The sequence below is a fragment of the Moorena sp. SIO1G6 genome, from assembly GCF_010672795.1.
GTDB lineage: Bacteria > Cyanobacteriota > Cyanobacteriia > Cyanobacteriales > Coleofasciculaceae > Moorena > Moorena producens.
The window spans coordinates 1-20,185 of record NZ_JAAHFZ010000036.1 but is presented as its reverse complement, the minus strand read 5'-3'; the positions used below and the strand labels follow the sequence as shown (position 1 = coordinate 20,185).

17 protein-coding genes are annotated in these 20,185 nt (G+C 43.1%); 9 read left to right on the top strand and 8 right to left on the bottom strand.

Features of this window, described 5'->3' with window-relative positions; translation table 11 throughout:
• Positions 1 to 719: 719 nt before the first annotated feature.
• The 6 genes from F6K63_RS25830 (at position 720) to ltrA (ending at position 9,335) form a co-directional block, all read left to right on the top strand.
• Positions 720 to 1,070 (top strand): hypothetical protein, encoded by a 351-nt coding sequence (locus tag F6K63_RS25830; RefSeq protein ID WP_287313480.1) that lies wholly within the window; start codon positions 720 to 722, stop codon positions 1,068 to 1,070.
• Positions 1,071 to 1,224: 154 nt separating this feature from the next.
• A complete protein-coding gene (locus F6K63_RS25825) occupies positions 1,225 to 3,387 on the top strand; it encodes an NACHT domain-containing protein (RefSeq protein ID WP_287313479.1) in 2,163 nt (720 codons plus the stop codon).
• An 18-nt stretch (positions 3,388 to 3,405) separates the two neighbouring features.
• Positions 3,406 to 3,810 (top strand): hypothetical protein, encoded by a 405-nt coding sequence (locus tag F6K63_RS25820; RefSeq protein ID WP_287313478.1) that lies wholly within the window; start codon positions 3,406 to 3,408, stop codon positions 3,808 to 3,810.
• A 160-nt stretch (positions 3,811 to 3,970) separates the two neighbouring features.
• A complete protein-coding gene (locus F6K63_RS25815; RefSeq protein ID WP_287313477.1) occupies positions 3,971 to 6,166 on the top strand; it encodes an NACHT domain-containing protein in 2,196 nt (731 codons plus the stop codon).
• Between the two features lie 36 nt (positions 6,167 to 6,202).
• Positions 6,203 to 6,406 (top strand): hypothetical protein, encoded by a 204-nt coding sequence (locus F6K63_RS25810; protein ID WP_287313476.1) that lies wholly within the window; start codon positions 6,203 to 6,205, stop codon positions 6,404 to 6,406.
• Positions 6,407 to 7,508: 1,102 nt separating this feature from the next.
• Positions 7,509 to 9,335 (top strand): group II intron reverse transcriptase/maturase, encoded by a 1,827-nt coding sequence (gene ltrA / locus F6K63_RS25805; RefSeq protein ID WP_287313475.1) that lies wholly within the window; start codon positions 7,509 to 7,511, stop codon positions 9,333 to 9,335.
• Positions 9,336 to 9,353: 18 nt separating this feature from the next.
• Here ltrA and iscB read toward each other — a convergent pair whose 3' ends face one another.
• From iscB to F6K63_RS25780, 5 genes are all read right to left on the bottom strand, one after another.
• A complete protein-coding gene (gene iscB, locus F6K63_RS25800; protein WP_287313474.1) occupies positions 9,354 to 10,499 on the bottom strand; it encodes an RNA-guided endonuclease IscB in 1,146 nt (381 codons plus the stop codon).
• A 236-nt stretch (positions 10,500 to 10,735) separates the two neighbouring features.
• Positions 10,736 to 10,915: a hypothetical protein gene (locus F6K63_RS25795; RefSeq protein ID WP_287313473.1), complete on the bottom strand. Its 180-nt coding sequence runs from the start codon at positions 10,913 to 10,915 to the stop codon at positions 10,736 to 10,738.
• Between the two features lie 121 nt (positions 10,916 to 11,036).
• Complete coding sequence (locus F6K63_RS25790; protein WP_287313472.1) at positions 11,037 to 11,228, bottom strand: hypothetical protein; 192 nt, start codon at positions 11,226 to 11,228, stop codon at positions 11,037 to 11,039.
• A gap of 416 nt (positions 11,229 to 11,644) precedes the next feature.
• Positions 11,645 to 13,042, bottom strand: a complete 1,398-nt coding sequence (locus F6K63_RS25785; protein ID WP_287313471.1) for an ABC transporter ATP-binding protein — start codon at positions 13,040 to 13,042, stop codon at positions 11,645 to 11,647.
• A gap of 34 nt (positions 13,043 to 13,076) precedes the next feature.
• On the bottom strand, positions 13,077 to 14,231 hold the full coding sequence (locus tag F6K63_RS25780) for a DMT family transporter (protein ID WP_287265833.1): 1,155 nt from the start codon (positions 14,229 to 14,231) through the stop codon (positions 13,077 to 13,079).
• A gap of 51 nt (positions 14,232 to 14,282) precedes the next feature.
• On the opposite strand from F6K63_RS25780, the gene cobO reads away from it, so the two are divergent.
• Positions 14,283 to 14,984, top strand: coding sequence for a cob(I)yrinic acid a,c-diamide adenosyltransferase (gene cobO / locus F6K63_RS25775; protein ID WP_287265831.1), 702 nt, complete (start codon positions 14,283 to 14,285; stop codon positions 14,982 to 14,984).
• A 162-nt stretch (positions 14,985 to 15,146) separates the two neighbouring features.
• Here the strand turns inward: cobO and F6K63_RS25770 are convergent, their stop codons facing one another.
• Positions 15,147 to 15,371 (bottom strand): ferredoxin family protein, encoded by a 225-nt coding sequence (locus F6K63_RS25770; protein ID WP_071986901.1) that lies wholly within the window; start codon positions 15,369 to 15,371, stop codon positions 15,147 to 15,149.
• 971 nt (positions 15,372 to 16,342) lie between these two features.
• Here F6K63_RS25770 and F6K63_RS25765 point away from each other — a divergent pair.
• Both F6K63_RS25765 and F6K63_RS25760 read left to right on the top strand, forming a co-directional pair.
• A complete protein-coding gene (locus tag F6K63_RS25765; RefSeq protein ID WP_008186003.1) occupies positions 16,343 to 17,344 on the top strand; it encodes an RNA polymerase sigma factor, RpoD/SigA family in 1,002 nt (333 codons plus the stop codon).
• Between the two features lie 614 nt (positions 17,345 to 17,958).
• Positions 17,959 to 18,567, top strand: coding sequence for a hypothetical protein (locus tag F6K63_RS25760; RefSeq protein WP_008186002.1), 609 nt, complete (start codon positions 17,959 to 17,961; stop codon positions 18,565 to 18,567).
• A 168-nt stretch (positions 18,568 to 18,735) separates the two neighbouring features.
• Here the strand turns inward: F6K63_RS25760 and F6K63_RS25755 are convergent, their stop codons facing one another.
• Positions 18,736 to 19,551: a lysophospholipid acyltransferase family protein gene (locus tag F6K63_RS25755; protein WP_008186000.1), complete on the bottom strand. Its 816-nt coding sequence runs from the start codon at positions 19,549 to 19,551 to the stop codon at positions 18,736 to 18,738.
• A 162-nt stretch (positions 19,552 to 19,713) separates the two neighbouring features.
• The gene (locus F6K63_RS25750; RefSeq protein WP_008185999.1) at positions 19,714 to 19,944 is read right to left on the bottom strand and encodes a hypothetical protein; all 231 of its coding nucleotides are present in this window, start codon (positions 19,942 to 19,944) and stop codon (positions 19,714 to 19,716) included.
• Positions 19,945 to 20,185 lie beyond the last annotated feature (241 nt).

The following is a 20,185-nucleotide window of genomic DNA, read 5'->3' as shown; positions in this document are numbered from 1 at the left end:
TAGGGTGGGCAAAAACCGTTTCGTTCTTTTGAGTCTTCTAGATAATCTTACTTTGCCCACCCTACTAGTTGTAGTTGTAGGGTGGGCAAAAACCGTTTCGTTCTTTTGAGTCTTCTAGATAATCTTACTTTGCCCACCCTAGTAGTTGTAGTTCTAGGGTGGGCAAAAACCGTTGCGTTCAAATTACTCTTATAGATAATCTTACTTTGCCCACCCTACTAGTTGTAGTTCTAGGGTGGGCAAAAACCGTTTCGTTCTTTTGAGTCTTCTAGATAATCTTACTTTGCCCACCCTACTAGTTGTAGTTCTAGGGTGGGCAAAAACCGTTTCGTTCTTTTGAGTCTTCTAGATAATCTTACTTTGCCCACCCTACTAGTTGTAGTTGTAGGGTGGGCAAAAACCGTTTCGTTCTTTTGAGTCTTCTAGATAATCTTACTTTGCCCACCCTACTAGTTGTAGTTGTAGGGTGGGCAAAAACCGTTTCGTTCTTTTGAGTCTTCTAGATAATCTTACTTTGCCCACCCTAGTAGTTGTAGTTGTAGGGTGGGCAAAAACCGTTGCGTTCAAATTACTCTTATAGATAATCTTACTTTGCCCACCCTACTTTAATCAGAGAACTTTGCCCACCCTACTTGAATTTGTATTTTTATAACTAGATTCCGGAATGGCTAGCCAAATACTTGGATTTTTAAGTAGGTGCACAAAATTAATGTCACATCATGAAACCGACCCTAACTAAGATCCTTCCCAGCTTTGGGAAACAGACAAGCCTAGCCTTGACAGCCCTAGCCTTAACTGCTGGCATCGTCTCTAATGTCCAGGCTCAGTCATTGCCCTCTGACTTCAAATTGCCCCAACAGTCACGTGGCTTCTTTGTTGATAGTACCAATAGCAGTCAACGGTTCTTTGAGGAAGGAATGTCTATGGGTGAAACAGAAATTAAAAATCTGCTCAACAACAAGCTTTCCTCAGCAGATTCTATCCTTGAAATTAGTGATGAAGTTGTCAATCGAGAAGACATCTTGGAACTAGAAAATCCTCAACAATTGCTCGATGATGGTGATAGCTGATAGCTGTTGGCGTGAGTGCGTAGGGTGCTTCGCGGTGAAATGTAACGCACCATCTATAGCTAGAAAGCGATCGCACTATTTGATTTTTACTTGGCTATATCGATAGCAATTCGTTAAAATTTCATAGAGTAATAAAACAGAGGTTGTTTCAGAGATGAACCTTGCTGAATATCTGACCAATCCCAACGTCCTTCAAAGACTACTCCAGTTACTACTAGGACTACTTACCTGTATTGTCGGACTTTTGATCAATCGCTTTGACCAGCAAAAAACTCTCTTTAGCAAAATTATAGTAATTGCTGTATGCGTAATAGTTTATGGATTCTTAGCTCATGAAGCAGAAAATTTAGTTTCTCAAAAATCAGCAGAACAGGATAACGACTGGTTCCAACAAGTCTACTGGATTTTAGGTATTGGTTACTTATTTGCCCTACCGACAATTGGGTATTTGTTAAAAACTACAATATCTAGAAAAATTCCAAAGGCAAATTTACAGCGATGGCGGAAGGACTTGCTGGGAGCAATGGCAGCTGAGGTTAACATACGCCTTGATGACTCCCTGCACAATCACCACTTGATTAAGTTGGTAATGGAAGACCAAAGGGAGCAAGTGGGTCGCCCAGAAAAAATTACCGTTAATCCTAGCAATTCTCCTCCATTGTGGAAACCGTGGCGCAAGTTTCGTCGAGTAACTACGGAGTCTGAAGCAGGTCAAAAGGTTATTGAGGTATTTAACCAACAGGATATTGCCGGAAAACTGTTGATTCTTGGTGCGCCTGGTTCTGGAAAAACGACCATGCTGTTGGATTTGGCGAAAGATTTAATTACACGTGCTCAGCAGCAGCCAGACCAACCTATTCCAATTATAGCTGAACTTTCTGATTGGAAAGATAATAAGCAGCCCATTGCTGAATGGTTAGCAGCTAATTTAAAGTTTCGTTATAATCTCCCCGAAGCCATTACTCAAGAGTGGATTACCACCGGTAAGTTGTTACCTCTTCTGGATGGTTTGGATGAGTTGGGCTTAGAGCGGCAGAAGTTATGTGTTCAGCAATTAAATCAGTTTCTCAAAGATGTTCCTCAAATTGTGGTCTGCTGTCGTGAAGAAGAGTACGAAGCCGGTGAGCAAATTCTGGAGATGCGGGGAGCAGTCTGTCTGCAACCTTTGACCAATGAGCAGATTGAAGATTATTTAAAGGGGTTCAAGGATCGCCCCTGGGAAGGAATTCAGCAAGATTCAGATGGGTTGCTAGAGTTAGCAAGAATGCCCTTACTATTACATTTGATTCCCGTTGCTTATCCCGATGGCTTGAAGCGAGTAGGAAGACATGTTCTAGGGATACATTTTAAGGATCCTAAGGCTAAGGAAGACTATCAGAACGAATGCCGTCAAAAGTTATTTGAGGCTTACATTGACCGTAAACTAGAGGAAAACCATGACCGTCGAGGTTATTCGGAAGAGGAGACCAGGCGCTGGTTAGGCTGGCTTGCTAAACAATTGAAGGATCAAAAACAAACCGAGTTTTTGATTGAGAAAATGCAGCCTGATATGTTGAATAGTTCCATAGAAAATAGGTTGTATAAGCTGATTTTAGTAATAATTTTAGTAATAATTTTTGGGATAATTATTGGGCTGGCTTATGGGCTGCTTTTTGGGATAATTATGGGGCTGGCTTATGGGCGGCTTTTTGGGCTGCGTAATGATAAAATAAAGCTTTACGAAACTATTATATTTTCATGGGAAGAAATAAAAAAAATAATTAAATTGATGACTGAACATACTGAAAGTCTGATTAAATTATTTATATTTTCAGGGCTATCTTTTTGGCTTATTTTGCTGATTTACGGGCGGATTGAAGTGCTGAATGAAGTGCTGATTATTTTGCTGATTATTTTGCTGATTTTGGTGTTGCTTGGAAGCCTTTTACAGCTGAGAGAAGAAGAAGTAAAAACCAGAAATAAACCAAATCAGGGGATTAAAGAATCTGCTAAAAATACCGTTATTATTAGTATAATTATTTTTACTCTAACTTTATTGTCGCTTGTATTACTTACTTTAGTTTCGCCACAGAATATTGAACCAGTCAGCATGTTAATTTGTGCTTCTGGGCTAGCAATGTTATTTGGCTTTTTACTTGCTGGCATACCAGTCATTCAGCATTTCGTCCTCCGCCTGATTCTCTGGCGCAGTGGTTCAATCCCCTGGGATTACGCCCATTTCCTGAGCTATGCCACAGAACGCCGCCTGATCAAGCAAGTGGGTGGACGCTATCGATTCATCCACGATTTGCTGCGAGAGCACTTTGCCACAACCTAGTGTGGAGAGTGTGGGAGCATGTCACCTTGTCTTGATGCAGTCGCTCATGGGGGAAACCACGGCAATAGCGAGTGGGGGGAACCCCCAAGACCGCGCTGCCTCCCCAAGACCGCGCTGCCTCCCCAAGACCGCGCTGCATCGCTTGTAATTAAGTATATCGATCGCCCCGATCTCACCAAACTTTCCACACTTCCCACACTCCCTATTCTTCTTGATCCATTGGCAGACTTTTATGGAATCCCCCCAAGTGCGATCGCTCTTGTAGGGTGCTTCGCGGTGAAATGTAACGCACCATCTATATCTAGAAAGCGATCGCACTCCCCCCACTTACCACAATCTCCACACTTTCCTGTTTTATCAAACTGCGTAGAATATTTAATTGTTCCTTGGTTGTATAGACGCCAATTCGTTAAACTATCATAAAATCATCAAACAGTGCTCGCTTTAGACAGGGTGCATCTGACTATCTTGATGCAATAGCGAGTGGGGTAAACGACGGCAATAGCGAGTGGGGTAAACCCCCAATACCGCGCTCCATCGCCTTCGTTATAGATTTACAACTTTGAGATGCATCCCTTCAGACATGAACCTTGCTGAACTTCTGACCAATCCCAACGTCCTTAAACTACTACTATTGGTATTACTAGGAATATTTACCTGTATTGTCGGACTTTTGATCAATCGCTTTGAGGAGCAAAACACTCGCCTTCGCAAAATTATAGTAATTGCTCTATGCACAATCTATGGAGTCTTAGGTGCTGTAGGAGGACATTTAGTTTTTAAACCATCAGCAGAACAGAATCCCCAGTGGTTCCAACAAGTCTACTGGATTTTAGGTATTGGTTACTTATTTGCCCTACCGACAATTGGGTATTTGTTAAAAACTACAATATCTAGAAAAATTCCAAAGGCAAATTTACAGCGATGGCGGAAGGACTTGCTGGGAGCAATGGCAGCTGAGGTTAACATACGCCTTGATGACTCCCTGCACAATGACAACTTGATTAAGTTGGTAATGGCAGACCAAAGGGAGCAAGTGGGTCGCCCAGAGAAAATTACTGTCAATCCTAGCAATTCTCGTTCATTGTGGGAAGGGTTGCTCAAGTTCTTTCGAGTAACTAAGGAGTCTGAAGCAGGTCAAAAGGTTATTGAGGTATTTAACCAAGATGATATTGCTGGAAAACTGTTGATTCTCGGTGCGCCTGGTTCCGGAAAAACCACCATGCTGTTGGATTTGGCGAAAGATTTAATTACACGTGCTCAGCAGCAGCCAGACCAACCTATTCCAATTATAGCTGAACTTTCTGATTGGAAAGATAATAAGCAGCCGATTGATCAATGGTTAGCAGCTCATTTAAAGTTTCGTTATAATCTCCCCGAAGCCATTACTCAGGAGTGGATTAATACCGGTCAGTTGTTACCTCTTCTGGATGGTTTGGATGAGTTGGGTTTAGAGCGGCAGAAGTTATGTGTTCAGCAATTAAATCAGTTTGTCAAACACGTTCCTCAAATTGTGGTTTGCTGTCGTAAAGAAGAGTACGAAGCCGATAAGCAAATTCAGGATATGCGGGGAGCAGTCTGTTTGCAACCTTTGAGCGATGAGCAGATTGAAGCTTATTTAGAAGCTTATTTAAACGGGTTCAAGGGTCGCCTCTGGCCAGGAATTAAGCAAGATTCAGAGGGATTGCTAGAGTTAGCTAGAATGCCCTTATTCTTACATTTAATTTGCCGTACTTATCCCGATGGCTTGAAGCGAGTAGGAAGACATTTTCTAGGGATAAATTTTAAGGATCCTAAGGCAAAGGAAGACTATCAGAACGAATGCCGTCAAAAGTTATTTGAGGCTTACATTGACCGTAAACTAGAGGAAAACCATGACCGTCGAGGTTATTCGGAAGAGGAAACAAGGCGCTGGTTAGGCTGGCTTGCTAAACAATTGAAGGAGCGAAAACAAACCGAGTTTTTAATTGAGAAAATGCAGCCTGATATGTTGAATAGTTCCATAGAAAATAGGTTGTATAAGCTGATTTTAGTAATAATTTTAGTAATAATTTTTGGGATAATTATTGGGATAATTGGTGTGCTGGCTTATGGGCTGCTTTTTGGGATAATTTTTGGGATAATTATGGGGCTGGCTTATGGGCGGCTTTTTGGGCTGCGTAATGATAAAATAAAGCTTTACGAAACTATTATATTTTCATGGGAAGAAATAAAAAAAATAATTAAATTGATGACTGAACATACTGAAAGTCTGATTAAATTATTTATATTTTCAGGGCTATCTTTTTGGCTTATTTTGCTGATTTACGGGCGGATTGAAGTGCTGAATGAAGTGCTGATTATTTTGCTGATTATTTTGCTGATTTTGGTGTTGCTTGGAAGCCTTTTACAGCTGAGAGAAGAAGAAGTAAAAACCAGAAATAAACCAAATCAGGGGATTAAAGAATCTGCTAAAAATACCGTTATTATTAGTATAATTATTTTTACTGTAACTTTATTGTCGCTTGTATTACTTACTTTAGTTTCGCCACAGAATATTGAACCAGTCAGCATGTTAATTTGTGCTTCTGGGATGGCAATGTTATTTGGCTTTTTAGTTGCTGGCATACCAGTCATTCAGCACTTCGTCCTCCGCCTGATTCTCTGGCGCAGTGGTTCAATCCCCTGGGATTACGCCCATTTCCTGAGCTATGCCACAGAACGCCGCTTGATCAAGCAAGTGGGTGGACGCTATCGATTCATCCACGATTTGCTGCGGGAGCACTTTGCGACAACCTAGTGTGGGGGTTAATAATGGAATGATTTTAAAAGTTTTGTGGAACTGGCATCTTGCCTAGAACGGGCATCTTGGGTAGAACTGGCATCTTGGGTAGAACTGGCATCTTGGGTAGAACTGGCATCTTGGGTAGAACTGGCATCTTGGGTAGAACTGGCATCTTGCCAGTTTCCTCCTTATTTTCGAGCGTTGCTCGTGGAATGGAATGATTTTAAGAGTTTTCTGGAACTGGCATCTTGGTAGAACTGGCATCTTGGTAGAACTGGCATCTTGCGTAGAACTGGCATCTTGCCAGTTTCAATATATTTTCGAGCGGGCATCCTGCCCACTTTACTTTTATTCATTCGTTAATTGAGCAACGCCTATTTTCGAGCGGGCATCCTGCCCACTCTACTCCTATTCATTCCTTAACTACCTATTCTTGTTGATCCATTGGCAGGAATGTCTAGGACGACCATTCCCCGGTAGAATCCGGTAGATACTAGCAAAAGCTGTAAGTGTATCCATCTTTTCGATGAACTGCCGATAGGTCTTGAGGCTTGCAACTCTTGTAACCCTTGATCCCTAACGGGGTAAATCCAAAGCTTCCTTTACTTCTAGGAGTTACTTTGCCTATCCCTAACTTCTGATGTTTGGCTATATCTCCAGTAGTCCAGCCTTTGTTCGCGCAGCGTGGCCTACGGCCAATCGGTCTTAATGGATTGTGTGGGCGACCGATGAAGGCGCTCAAAGGAGAGGAAAGGCTAGAACCCTTTCCCAAAAAGACCAGGGTACAGGTCAAGTTCCCACCCAAAGGGGTATAACGAGATGGAATTTATGGCAATAAATGCTAAGAATATCCCGAATCGTTCTATCTCACAGCTAGAGGGTAATGCGTAACCAGATGGTGAATACCGTACAACCTATGGGCGTTAGGGAAAGAGTGACAAGGTTGACGATAAGAAATCGTTGTAAGCGTCGTAACTATTGATGTTTCTGATAAAGCGGTAATGGAAACAGAAGCTCCTGGGTTAATCTGGTACATGACAGATAACCAATAAGTACCCCACGGACTCGGCGTAGAGACGGCAACCTTCAACTCGCAACTTCTTTGTGCGTAACCGGGTAAGCCGAGATTGAGTCCTAAATCTAGGTCGATTGATTTAGGTAGCCAAATCGTAAGAAGAGGTATAACTCTCAGTCCGGTAGAAGTCTGAACCAAGCCAAAGCCAACAGACGAAAGTCAACGGGAAAACCCCAAGGGTATAACCGGTTGGATAGAGGGAAATCCCTCACTTGAAAAAGTGCTGAATTTCAGAGCTAATTCCAAGCGAAGGAACAAAAACGTTATTACTCCTATATTGTAATGGAAAAGATGGAATCGTCTCCTAAAAGGGACGGTATCGTAACAAAACAAACAACCGACTGGCACTCCATAAAATGGACAAAAGCCTATAAGGAAGTCAGGAAACTAAGACGTAGAATATTCCGAGCGACTCGCGCAGGCGACTGGAAAAAGGTAAACAAACTACAGAGATTAATGCTCCGTAGTTACTCCAATGTACTCATATCCGTAAGACAAGCTTCACAACTCAACAAAGGTAAAAACACCCCTGGAGTGGATAATATAGCTAAATTAACCCCACACTCTAGAGGAGAGTTGGTCGATACTCTTATGAGTGACGAAGTTTGGAAGCCCAAACCTACCAGAAGAGTATATATTCCTAAATCCAATGGAAAAAGAAGACCCCTAGGAATACCTAGCATGAGAGACAGATGTACACAAAACATCGTCAAAAATGCACTAGAGCCTCAATGGGAAGCAATGTTTGAATCCACCTCATATGGATTTAGACCAGGACGAAGTACCCATGACGCAAGACAAAGGATATTCGACAATATCAAGGGTGAAAAGAATAGAAAATGGTGGGTACTAGATGCAGACATCTCTGGATGTTTCGACAATATTGCCCACAAACCACTGATGGAAAACCTCAAACAATTTCCAGCCAAGAAAAAAGTGGAAGAATGGTTAAAAGCAGGATACATAGATAACAAAACATTCTATGAAACTGAATCCGGAACACCACAAGGAGGGATAATAAGCCCTCTATTGGCCAATATCGCATTACACGGTATGGAAGAGGAATTAGGAATAGTGTACAAATGGAGGAAGGATATCAGGAAAGAAGCGGGAGGATATTGGAATAATACGACCAAAAGGACATTCATCCGCTTTGCCGATGACTTTGTGGTCTTAACCGAAAGCAAAGAAGATGCGGAAGAAGCTAAGGCAATCATAAAAAAATGGTTGACCAAAAAAGGATTAACCCTCTCGGAAGAAAAGACCAAGATACGAAACCTGAAAGAAGGATTCGACTTCCTCGGATGGAATTTCAGAAAATATCCAACCTCTGCTCGAAAATCTGGGATGGTAACACTAATCAAACCTTCCAAGAAGAACATACAAAAATTCCGCAATGAAATAAAAGAAACCTTTCAAAAACTGAAAGGGGGGTCTGCCAAAACCGTGGTAGGAAAACTAAACTCAAAAATCAGAGGATGGGGAAACTACCACAGTGGTGTAGCAGCAAAAGAAACATTCGGAAAAATGGATGGCTACATACATTGGAAATGTTTGAGATGGGCAAAACGGAAACATCATAAGAAATCAGGAAAATGGATAAGCCAAAAATACTTTGGCAAGCTATGTCCTGGAAGAAATGATAATTGGGTATTCGGTGAAAAATCCCTAGATAATGCATATATGCAGAAATTATCCTGGATTCCTATTCAAAGACACACTCTAGTGCAACATAAAAACAGCCCAGATGACCCAAAGATGAAACAATACTGGGAAAAAAGAAAAGTGAAACAGAGTGAGAAGACAATCAAGAGTAGGTTATCTTCAGGTAGGGACAAAATAGCAAAAAGACAGGAATACACCTGCCCTTTTTGTAACCAACCCTTAGGAATGGAAAATATACATCTCCATCATATAACACCGAAGCACCTTGGAGGACAAGACAAACTAGGTAATCTAGTCTATGTCCACGAAGAATGCCATAAATCCATACACGCCTTGGGTGCTACTAATCCTGACATACAGAAAAAACTGAAAGACAGGATTAAAAACCCCTCCCAAACTAGTACAAAAACCAAAAGGAACAAAACTAAGAAGAAGGAGAAATAAGTAGCAATGAAAAGTGAGTTAATTGGAATTGGTCGCGCCGTGTACTTGGAGACTTGTTCGCACGGTGCCAAGGGGACGAAGCGAGAGTAATCTTGCCGATTTACCCAATCTAATGGGATAGCCGTACTTGTTAAGCGCTGCTTTTTGCCTACCTCCTTGACCCTTACAAGTAACTAGCAGTGGCTGATTTGTCCTTAACTGCAAAGCTTCAATATCTCCGACACAAGCGGCATCAATCCAATGCTCCTTAGGAAATCCCAGCTTAGTCCGGTTGTATTTAGTTTGCGCACCCGTCCCAGTGACTACAGGCTTGATTTTTTGGAGTACTTTGACTAATTTGTTGCGAGTCGTATTTACTGCTGCTGCATCTTTTAATGGCTGTTTGGCCTTAGATTTTATCTTTTGAAGTAAACTCGGTTTCTTTTTTAGAAATTCCTCTATGGGCTTATTCCCTTTTCGTTGATTACATTTTTCACAAGCTAGACAAAGGTTGCTAACTCGATTACTCCCACCAAATGACTTTGGTGAAATATGCTCTATCTGTAAGGGGACATTTTGCTGGCCACAGTAAGTGCATTCCCTTCCCCATTTCTCTAGCAAGTACTCTCTAACCTCATATCCAGCTAGTTCACCTTGCTGATACTCAACACCATTGATTTCAGGGTTCTGCATTTTTTGGGTGTCAAACTTAACTTTTTCGACCCAAATTTCATTGACCGGGCAAAACTTTATTAATCGTTTTACCCAGGTCCCAATAGTCAAAATCCTGTGATCTAAGCTAGGAGTAAGCCAGCCAGGTGGACGTCTACGGTTAAGGAATCTGGGTTTTCTGTAGCGGGTGTTGCGATTACGCCTTCCGCGTCTTACAGCTTTTCTAGACTCTAGTTTTTTCTTGATTAATCCTCCTCTGTGCTCTAATTCCATTCCCCAGAGGATCTGATTGTTTTGGACTAAAGCGAATCCAGTTACCTTACTACCAGGGTCAATCTTAATTTGACACGGTGAGATGGTTGGATTATTGATTGCAGTTTTTAAAATAATGGTAAAAGGGTACATTCTAAAAACAGCCGCCTTGCCTTTATCTAATAATCGGCGAGCTTTCTTTGGGGATATCGGGTTTAGTGGTTGCTTGTTTGTGTCTATTACAAATACATAATTTTGCATCGTTAAATGCCTCAAAATCGGTGATGTGTTCCAAGTGCTTCGCACACGCTTGCGCGAACGATAATGTTGTAATGACTTGTTGAGCTAACTACACGTTTGCCTTCGTCTTAATAGCTAGCGATAGAGCCGGGAGCTGGAGGTCACCCCCGGGTATCATGATCAAAACAACGTAGGAAGTAAATCCTCAATCTGCATCCTAGTTGGCAATTCCAGAAATTACCGGGAATTACCAAGGCTTAGACTAGGAGACTGATATCCAAAAAAATTAGGAACTTAGCATCAGGCATGAGCCGCTTCAGAGCCTGCACATAGCTTTTGGCATCACAAAGTTTGTCAAACCGAGCGAAAACCACTGGTGGCATGGGTGGCAATAGCCTCACCAGTACCCATGGGTATAGGCTTCGACCATAGTACATAATGAGTGTATCTCCTTTAAGTGGGAGCCAGAGCCAGCCTTCGCCCAAGGAAGATCGTTAGGCTGGCTCTTACCGTTTATTTTAAAGTGGACTATTTTATTGTAGCACAAAAAATATTAGATTATAGCATATTTTGAAAAGTTTTGTAAAAAATTTTTGAGGGAATCGGGAATCGGGAATCGGGAATCGGGAGTCGGGAATCGGGAATCGGGAATCGGGAATCGGGAATCGGGAATCGGGAGTCGGGAGTCGGGAGTCGGGAATCGGGAATCGGGAGTCGGGAGTCGTCAGAACAGGAGAGAATTCCAAGCAAAATTCCCTCTGAACAAAGGATAAAATTCCACGCAAAAGTCCCCCTTACTAAGGGGGATTTAGGGGGATCAAAATCGGCGATTAAATTTATGATCCTGTTTGCATCAATGCAAAAGTCCCCCTTACTAAGGGGGATTTAGGGGGATCAAAATCGGCGATTAAATTTATGATCCTGTTTGCATCAATGCAAAAGTCCCCCTTACTAAGGGGGATTTAGGGGGATCAAAATCCGTGATTAAATTTATAATCCTGTTTACATCAATTTCTCTGCCTTAGAGACCAGAAGTTTGCGAAAACTGAGGGAAAGTCTAGCAGTCAGCCCTTTGGGTGGTGCGTTACGGGACGGATTGTGCTAACACTGGCTACCGAGAAAATCAGGGATCCCTCGTCCCTAACGCACCCTACGGAACTTACGAATTAGCTAATAGAGGACTTAGTAATCGCCATCCCATCATGGGGGTTAAATAAATGAATCTTCTCTGGGTCTATGGACAGCCAAATTTCGTCACCTATTCTGACAATTTTATCTGGTGGCACTCTGACCTGAAGAGGGCTAGAGTCTTCAGGGATACTCACGGATAGATAAGTCTCGTTACCTAAGGCTTCCACTAGATCAACGGTCACCATCAAGTTTTTGGGAGCAGGAGCACTGATACTCATATGTTCAGGACGAACTCCTAAGGTTAAGGATTGACCATCATACTGGTGCAGTATCGGTTCCCAAACTTCTGGAAGAGTCAGGCGGAAATCAGAATTACACACTACCCGAGGGGCTTTCACCTGAACCGGGATAAAATTCATCGGTGGTGAACCAATGAATTCCGCCACAAACCGGTTAGCAGGTTGATTATATATTTCTAGAGGGGCAGCAATCTGTTGGATGCGACCGTCTTTCATCACCGCGATCCGATCCCCCATAGTCATGGCTTCGGTTTGGTCGTGGGTGACGTAGATCGTAGTTGTACCCAACTGCCGCTGTAGTTTCACAATTTGGCTGCGAGTCTCTGCCCGGAGTTTAGCATCCAAATTAGATAGGGGTTCATCCATTAAAAACACCTGGGGATTACGGGAAATTGCCCGTCCCAGAGCAATCCGTTGTTTTTGTCCCCCAGACAGCTGCTTTGGCAATCGATTCAGCAAGTGTTCTACTTGTAGCAACTTAGCTACTTTGCGAACCTGCTGATCAATCTTTTTCTCTCGTTCGGAGAGGTATCGCAGTTCCCGAGGAAGCGATCGCGTCATTGTGGTTAACACATTTTCCAGATTCGAGCGAACTTCCCCATTCAACATGCCTGTAGCCACAAGCCCTTGCTTGATTTGCGGTGGCATATTCTTTCCCCAATGCACACTCTTAGAGTTCCCATTAGAGTCTTCTGCCGTGTTGAATTGCCCATAGCCAGTTCGTCTGAGTCCAAACGCAATGTTTTCATAGACACTCAGATGGGGATAGAGGGCATAATTTTGAAACACCATGGCGATGTCTCGTTCTTTGGGTGGTAAGTCATTAACTTGTCTGTTCCCCACCCAGATTTTGCCCGCAGTCAATTCCTCTAGTCCAGCAATAATCCGCAATAGAGTACTTTTGCCACAGCCTGAAGGACCAACCAGCACCATAAACTCGCCATCGTTGACTTCCAGATTTATGCGCCGCAAGATATTAAGGGTTTTAGGTGTCTGTCCAGACTTTTCTGCTTCAAGGCTTGGTGACTCTTCGTTGTTTGTCACCTTAGGTTCCGTTGTTACTGGTGCAACAACAGTATCCCCTTTCCGGGCGGGAACACTTTTATAAACGTTTTCCAGAATAACCTGTGCCACGTTGGTCAATATCCAATTACGCTTAATTTTTTCTTTACTGTGATCGTTTCCAACTCTGATGCCGCAATTTTTCCATACTTAGGGTTACCACCCCTAACGTTACCAGAAACAATCCGATAATTTCCTGTAACCGTAAACCTTGTTGAATAATCCCCACGGCTAAGACGGTAGTTAACACTGGTGCTGTTGACCCGATAATCGAAGCTGGACGCCCACCAATGAGCCTGATGGCAAGGTTTTGCACCAGATAGCTCACTAACGTTATCACCCCCAACCCCAGACAGCTTAGGTATACAGCCATTCTGTGGGTGGGTTCAACAAAAAAACGCCAGGATTGATCTAGGGGAAATGATAAGCTCAGGCTAGAAAATACCAAAATTAATGTAAAATTAATAAAGCTATAAGGAATAGGGTTGAGCTTTCTAGCACTGACTTGGGTCAAGATAATGTAAACAGCGAAGGTCAAACCCGCACCAGCTGCAGCTAGAACTCCCAATTCAGAAGAGGGCTGCTTAGCTGCAAGACTAGGTAGGGAAATAAGCAACGCTCCACCCACAACACCAACCATGACTAGACCACGAACTAGATGTGGGCTAAATAGATCCCAGGGAAATAGATGTGTACGATTACCAAACAGCAATCCTGTCAAGATTACCGTCACAATCGGATATATAAAAAAAATCGTGATTGCTACCCCTGGTTGAATAAGACCTAATGATAGGTATAATAGCACTTGGGATAAAAATAAAAAGAAGCTACTCGCCACGATCTGGCTAAATAAAGGCAAGTCTCCCGAGTGAGCACAATGCCTAATATCTCGCCATACCGATGGGTAGAGTAACCTAGCCACAAATGCCATTAGCGGTACTACCACCAGCATCTTTAGCCACAGAACCAGTAGGGAGTTGCCAAAACCAGGAGCCGCAAGGCCTCCGACTTGAACATTCTGTAGACCAAAGAGCCAAGATTGATTAAAGATTACATATATGATTATATTCTGAAACGACAAAATTAGGCAAGACAGTAAGGCCAAAAGCACCCCAATGGAGATTTTATTTGGGATTTTCACACGACTTTTATGCGATCGCGTCAGCTGGTGTGGGATAGCTTGATCAGCAGCACTCCTCTGTTTTGGGGATACCATAAGTTTTTTGGTGTTGGCAGAGATAGCAATATAAGCAATAAGCATCTTTGATGCTGTATGCTAAAGAGTCGCTCAAAATGAATTGATCATAAACCCATGAATACCACAATCAAGTCTGCCAGTGATTCCAACCAAGGTGTAGAATCGGTAAACACTCCTGATTCCTCTGGCACTGGGCTAACGCGGACGCAATATCAACAAAAAATGCAGCGACGCAAAGAGATACAGGAACAACGCCTAGCTAAAGCCTCCAAACAAAAAGGGCTGATTGTGGTTAATACCGGCAATGGCAAAGGTAAGACCACCGCTGGCTTAGGCATGGTCTTGCGTACCCTTGGTCATGGCTACCGAGTTGTGATTGTACAATTTATTAAGGGTGCTTGGGAACCAGCAGAAAAAGCTGCCTTAGAGCACTGGACAGTAGCCACGGATAACAATCCCCCTCAATTAGAGTTCCATGCCATGGGCGAAGGCTTTACCTGGGAGACTCAAGATCGAGAGCGAGACATCGAAAAAGCCCAATCCGCCTGGGATGCCGCCTTAGGGTTTATCCGTAACCCTGACATTAAGCTAGTGCTATTGGATGAGATTAACATAGCCTTGAAACTCAACTATCTAACCATTGAGCAGGTTTTGGCTGGACTAGACGAAAAACCGGCTGATTCCCATGTCATCTTAACCGGTAGGGGAGCACCAGCCGCCCTAATTGAACGAGCTGACTTAGTCACAGAGATGACCTTAGTCAAGCATCCTTTAAAAGAACAGGGGATTAAGGCGCAACCTGGTATCGAGTTTTAATAGTGAGTTTTACTATTAAGTTTTTATTAAGTTTTAATTCTGTTAACCAGGGGAGTAGGGGAGAAATTTTTGAACTATTTCTCAACACTCCACAATCCCCAAGTTTTCTGCTTAATGCTTTGCGATAGTTGTCACACCAATAGCGTGGGTGGTCACAAAAAATTATGGCGTTTTCTGCAAATCAGGTCGCTCTTCTGGTATAATAGCTTTCTCCACTGGACAGACTTCGACACAAATGCCACAGTCAATGCAGCTAGAAAAGTCAATCCAGTACCAGTCACTCCCGAGGGCATTTTTCCCTGGTCCTGGATGAATGCACGCCACTGGGCAACATTCAACGCAATCAGCAATTCCTTGGCAAGTATCGGTAACAATCGTGTGTGGCACAGTGTTTTCTTTAAGCGCTAGTTGGTCGGATGTGGATCTTTCTTAATTCTATAGTTAGCTAAGTTCCCCCTAGCCAACTCCAACCAATTACTTCCAATTATTGAATTACCAGTGGCAGTTCATGCTGCGTGTCTAGACATCACGACCCCTATCAGTTCGGTTATCTCACTTTGGAGTATCTATCTATTTCCTGATTATTGGGTGATTATTTTAATGGAGGATGTACCTGAGGCTTAATCTCCTAAGCCCCACCAAGGTCCTGTCGTCCCACCAATGTAATCTACTGACTCTGTCCCTATGATATTGCTATTTTTTCGTCAAAGCAAACAATTGTTGAACCTTTTCACCTTTACCGGGGTCTAAATATGTAATACAATGGAGCTATGTTGAAATCATAATGACTTCGAATTAATCTGATTTAACCATTACTAAAGGGGATTAACCTAAAGACCTCAAACCACCTGCGGGAGGCTGGTTGCTGCCAGGTTAGTAGGAAACTACTACAGGAGTAAGGCTCGATCAGCCAAACCTCCGGACGCTGTGTAAGACCAATCTGTAAATACCTTATATATTATATATAAGTATATATCAAGTATAGATACTTATATAGCTACAGGGGGGCAGCGGCAGATGAAACTGGAATCCATCAACCCCACATCTTCGATTGGGTGGCGGGTACAACACCCACGCTTCAAGAGTAATGAGCTTTAGAGCCTGGTCAACTTGTAGGAGTACCTAAGCTGGGGAAAGCCCCAGACAAAACCTAGAAAAACTTGACTTAGTATAGAGCGTCAATGTTACCCTTAAATCTCTTTCTAACGAAGGAGGTAGGTGGTTAATACCTCTTGTAATAAATGTAAGGCAATCCATGGCGCAATAATCTCAAGGGAAAGAGATTGTAGTTACTTGATGGAGTAAACATCCGCAACAGAATCTACTATACTGCTTGTTTTTGGAGTCACCACTCACCCATGCCCACTTCTAAAACCAAAACCAAAACTACCAAGCCGACCAAGCCGACCAAGCCTACCTTCTCAGCAGATATGGTTCGTACCTATCTTCATGAGATCGGTCGCGTACCTCTGCTGACCCATGAGCAAGAAATTGTTTATGGTAAGCAAGTGCAGCAAATGATGGCACTCTTAGGGGAAAAAGCCACCTTGGCACAGGAGCTAGAGCGCGAACCGACAACTGAAGAGTGGGCTTCGTACGTTAATAAGAGCGAAGCAGAACTGAAAAAAGCCATAGACCAAGGTACTCGTGCCAAGCGCAAGATGATTGAAGCGAATCTGCGCCTAGTAGTAGCGATCGCTAAGAAATATCAAAAGCGCAACATGGAATTCTTGGACTTGATCCAGGAAGGTACCTTGGGCTTAGAGCGAGGGGTTGAGAAATTTGACCCAACCAGGGGCTACAAGTTTTCCACCTACGCCTATTGGTGGATTCGGCAAGCGATTACCCGTGCGATCGCTCAGCAAGCTCGTGCAATTCGGCTGCCTATCCACATTACCGAAAAGCTCAACAAAATTAAGAAAGTACAACGGGAACTATCCCAGACCCTAGGTCGCAATGCTACTCCCACCGAGATTGCTAAAGAGTTGGATTTAGAACCAGCTCAGATTAGGGAATATTTGAGCATTGCTCGTCAGCCCATCTCTCTTGACGTTCGGGTCGGAGATAACCAAGACACAGAGCTGTCTGAGCTGCTAGAAGATGATGGTCTAACACCGGTTAACTACACCACTCAGGAGTCCTTGCGGCAAGACCTAAATCTGCTGTTAGCAGAACTTACCCCCCAACAGCGGGAAGTGCTAGCGCTACGCTTTGGGTTAGAGGATGGCAAAGAGCTGTCTCTGGCTAAAGTTGGTAAGCGACTTAACCTCAGTCGTGAACGGGTACGCCAGTTAGAACATCAAGCCTTAGCACAGCTACGGCGTCGCCATGCTAATTTCCGGGAGTACATCGCTAGCTAGCTAATGGTTGACTGTCTTCCAAGCATGAGTGGTAGCCAGAAACGGTTACCACTTATTTTTTTGTAAAGAAATGTAAAAAACACCGAAATCTCTGTTCTGACCTTTGGAGTATTTCTATAGTCAGAGCAAAATTGACATCACTGTATAAGTTCACCGATAAGTTCACAAAATTTTCACATCAAAACGGGAGAGTGAGGAGGTAAAAAAACCTGGGAGAGCCATTTAAGAAGCAATTTCTACCTCAACCTGGACGAAAAATTATTCCAAGGGTTGAATAAAAGATGAGTCTGGACTCACCTATTTCAGCAAAAGGTCACCCAGCTATTGCTTGAGCAAGGGTCAACCAATAGCTGGGTGAAAGCTGATAGTCAAGCTTCAGCAAAATTTCAGGCTATGACCAGCGCCAACTGTGACAGTTGATAAACCGATCAACAAAGGAACAAACCAAAGCATAGTTTAGGCTTAAATAGGTTTATAACCTTAAGAGTCAACATAACTCTGGTTTAGGAAAAATTAACTTTTTCTGATTGATTATGGCTTCATCAATTGATGGTCTAAACTCTCAGAATTTTTGCTTAGGGTGTCTTACAGTTTTTTTTTCAAAGGGGGTAAGTATGATGCTTAACCAATTAACTGGATCGTTCTTGTCAGCACGTCAACTGCTAAATCTTAGAAAACTACCCCTGACAAGGCTATTGCTAACGATAGGATTGGTAACTACCTCATCAACTATAGCAACAGCAGCACCTCAACGGCCAGATCAAGCCATTGATACTACAGGTAGAGCGTACACTCAAGCAACGAATCCAAATGCATCAATGCCTGATGATGGCATCTACCTCTATGGTGAATCCTCACAACCAGGACAGATTGGTCAAGAATATCTAGTATTTGAAGCGAATCAGGGCAAGGTGCTTGGTGCGGTATATATGCCTCAGTCAGAGTATAGCTGTTTTTACGGCACCCTAGATTCAAAACAAATGAATTTGACGGTTATTGATCCCTACAACCAAACCGCTTTGTCCCATACCATTTCCCGTGAACAGCGCTCACCCATTGCTATAGTTGGTGAACGGCTAAGCCTTGACCATCGCTATAGCGCTATTACTTATCCTTACCACGTTGGACTAGAAGGATATCAAGCAATTAGTTCTATTAGTGATAGTGACCAGGAAATTTTGAGGGTTTGCCGGGATAACTACCAAGCAAGAGTCACCGAGTGATTAATGCTCCCTAGGACTAATACTAGTTGCTAGGTAATTCAAGGAAAGAATTGACCATTAACAACGTTGGATTAGGTATAAGGCTTCCTGTAGGGAGCATTAAATCAAAAATCCAATCTCTAAAATTTAAATGCTATGCTCATTAAACCCTAAAATTGGAACAGTTACTCATAATCCAGCAACCAAACGATTTAGCTCCGATTGCATTTGATTAGAAACTTGCTGGTAACAAGCATTAACATAATCTTGATCGCGAGCAGCAACACGACCATAACGCTCAAAAACAATCGGAGGGCAAACACGAGTTGTAATAGGTATGGGCAAGGGTATATTGGGTAGAGGACCAATCCCCAATCCCCAAGGCAAACCGAGATAAATTGGGAAAACTTGTGGGTCAAGACCAAATAACCAGGGCATCCCCAACTCGTTTAGTTGTCGTGCCTGTTCATAGCAGTCACCTAAGACAATCAGGGTATCATGGGCACCGTTGGATATAATCGGAACAATGGGAACCTTTTCTCGTAGTGCCAGTTTAATAAAGCCCTTACGTCCAGCCAATTGAATTTGATGACGCTGGCTATGGGGACGGAACACATCTTGGGCACCCCCTGGATAGACTAAGACACTAGCTCCCTTACGAAAAGCAGCGATCGCCATTTGGGGATGAGCCATGATTGCCCCCATCTTTGCCGCTAGCTGCGCCAGGGCTGGATAAATGTGCCAGGCATTGGAATGCATCAGACCATAAACTGGACGCTGGGTGCCAAAGCGGCGAAACCAGTCATACATCATCATCACCATATCAGGGGAAGCTAATCCACCATTGTGGGAACCAACCAACAGCACCTTACTGTCCGGAATGTGCTGCCAGCCATCAGTTTTCACCCGAAAGTAGTAGCGATAAAACCATTCCCACTGGGGCAGATAGGATTTAATTACTTCTGGATCTCGCTCTTCTAAAGACCAACCAAACCGATGCGTCAAGGCTATACTATTGAGTTAACTACAGTTAAATCCTATTCCAAAAAAACCTGAGCTAGAGGTTAAGTTGATCACTAAAAGCTCCTACAAGGGATCCGACTGTATTCGTAAGCATATGCGCGTAGCGCTAATCGCTGTTCGCTGATAGCTTACCTGTATTGTTTATTATACTGTTAATTTAGCGCTTAGTGTATTAATTTCCTCTTGCTCCGGGTCTCGGTCAAAAATGAGTATATATTTCATGTCAGGCATCAGTCGGCGCAGAACTTGTAGATGAGCCTCAGCGTCAGTTCGGCGACGAAAGCGAGCGACAATAATTCGCTGCATTTTAGGAAGTGGCTTGATAATACACCATGGGCTTAGTCGATCGCGGTAGGTCATAACACCCTGCTCCATCATGTTTGATTGATTATTTTGATAAAATTGATAAATAGATGAAATCTCTTTGACTAAACCTACAGTTATAAAACTACAGTTATAGCCGTTAGAACCGTAAGAATTCAGGTGAGAGGGTTGACAAAATCAAGAAATCCGGTATGGTGACGGCATGAGCGAAAAACCGAAACCCGAAAAACTAGCTCCCCCCCAACTCAAGCAACTGACAACGGAGCAGTTGGTGGTCATGATACTAGAGCAG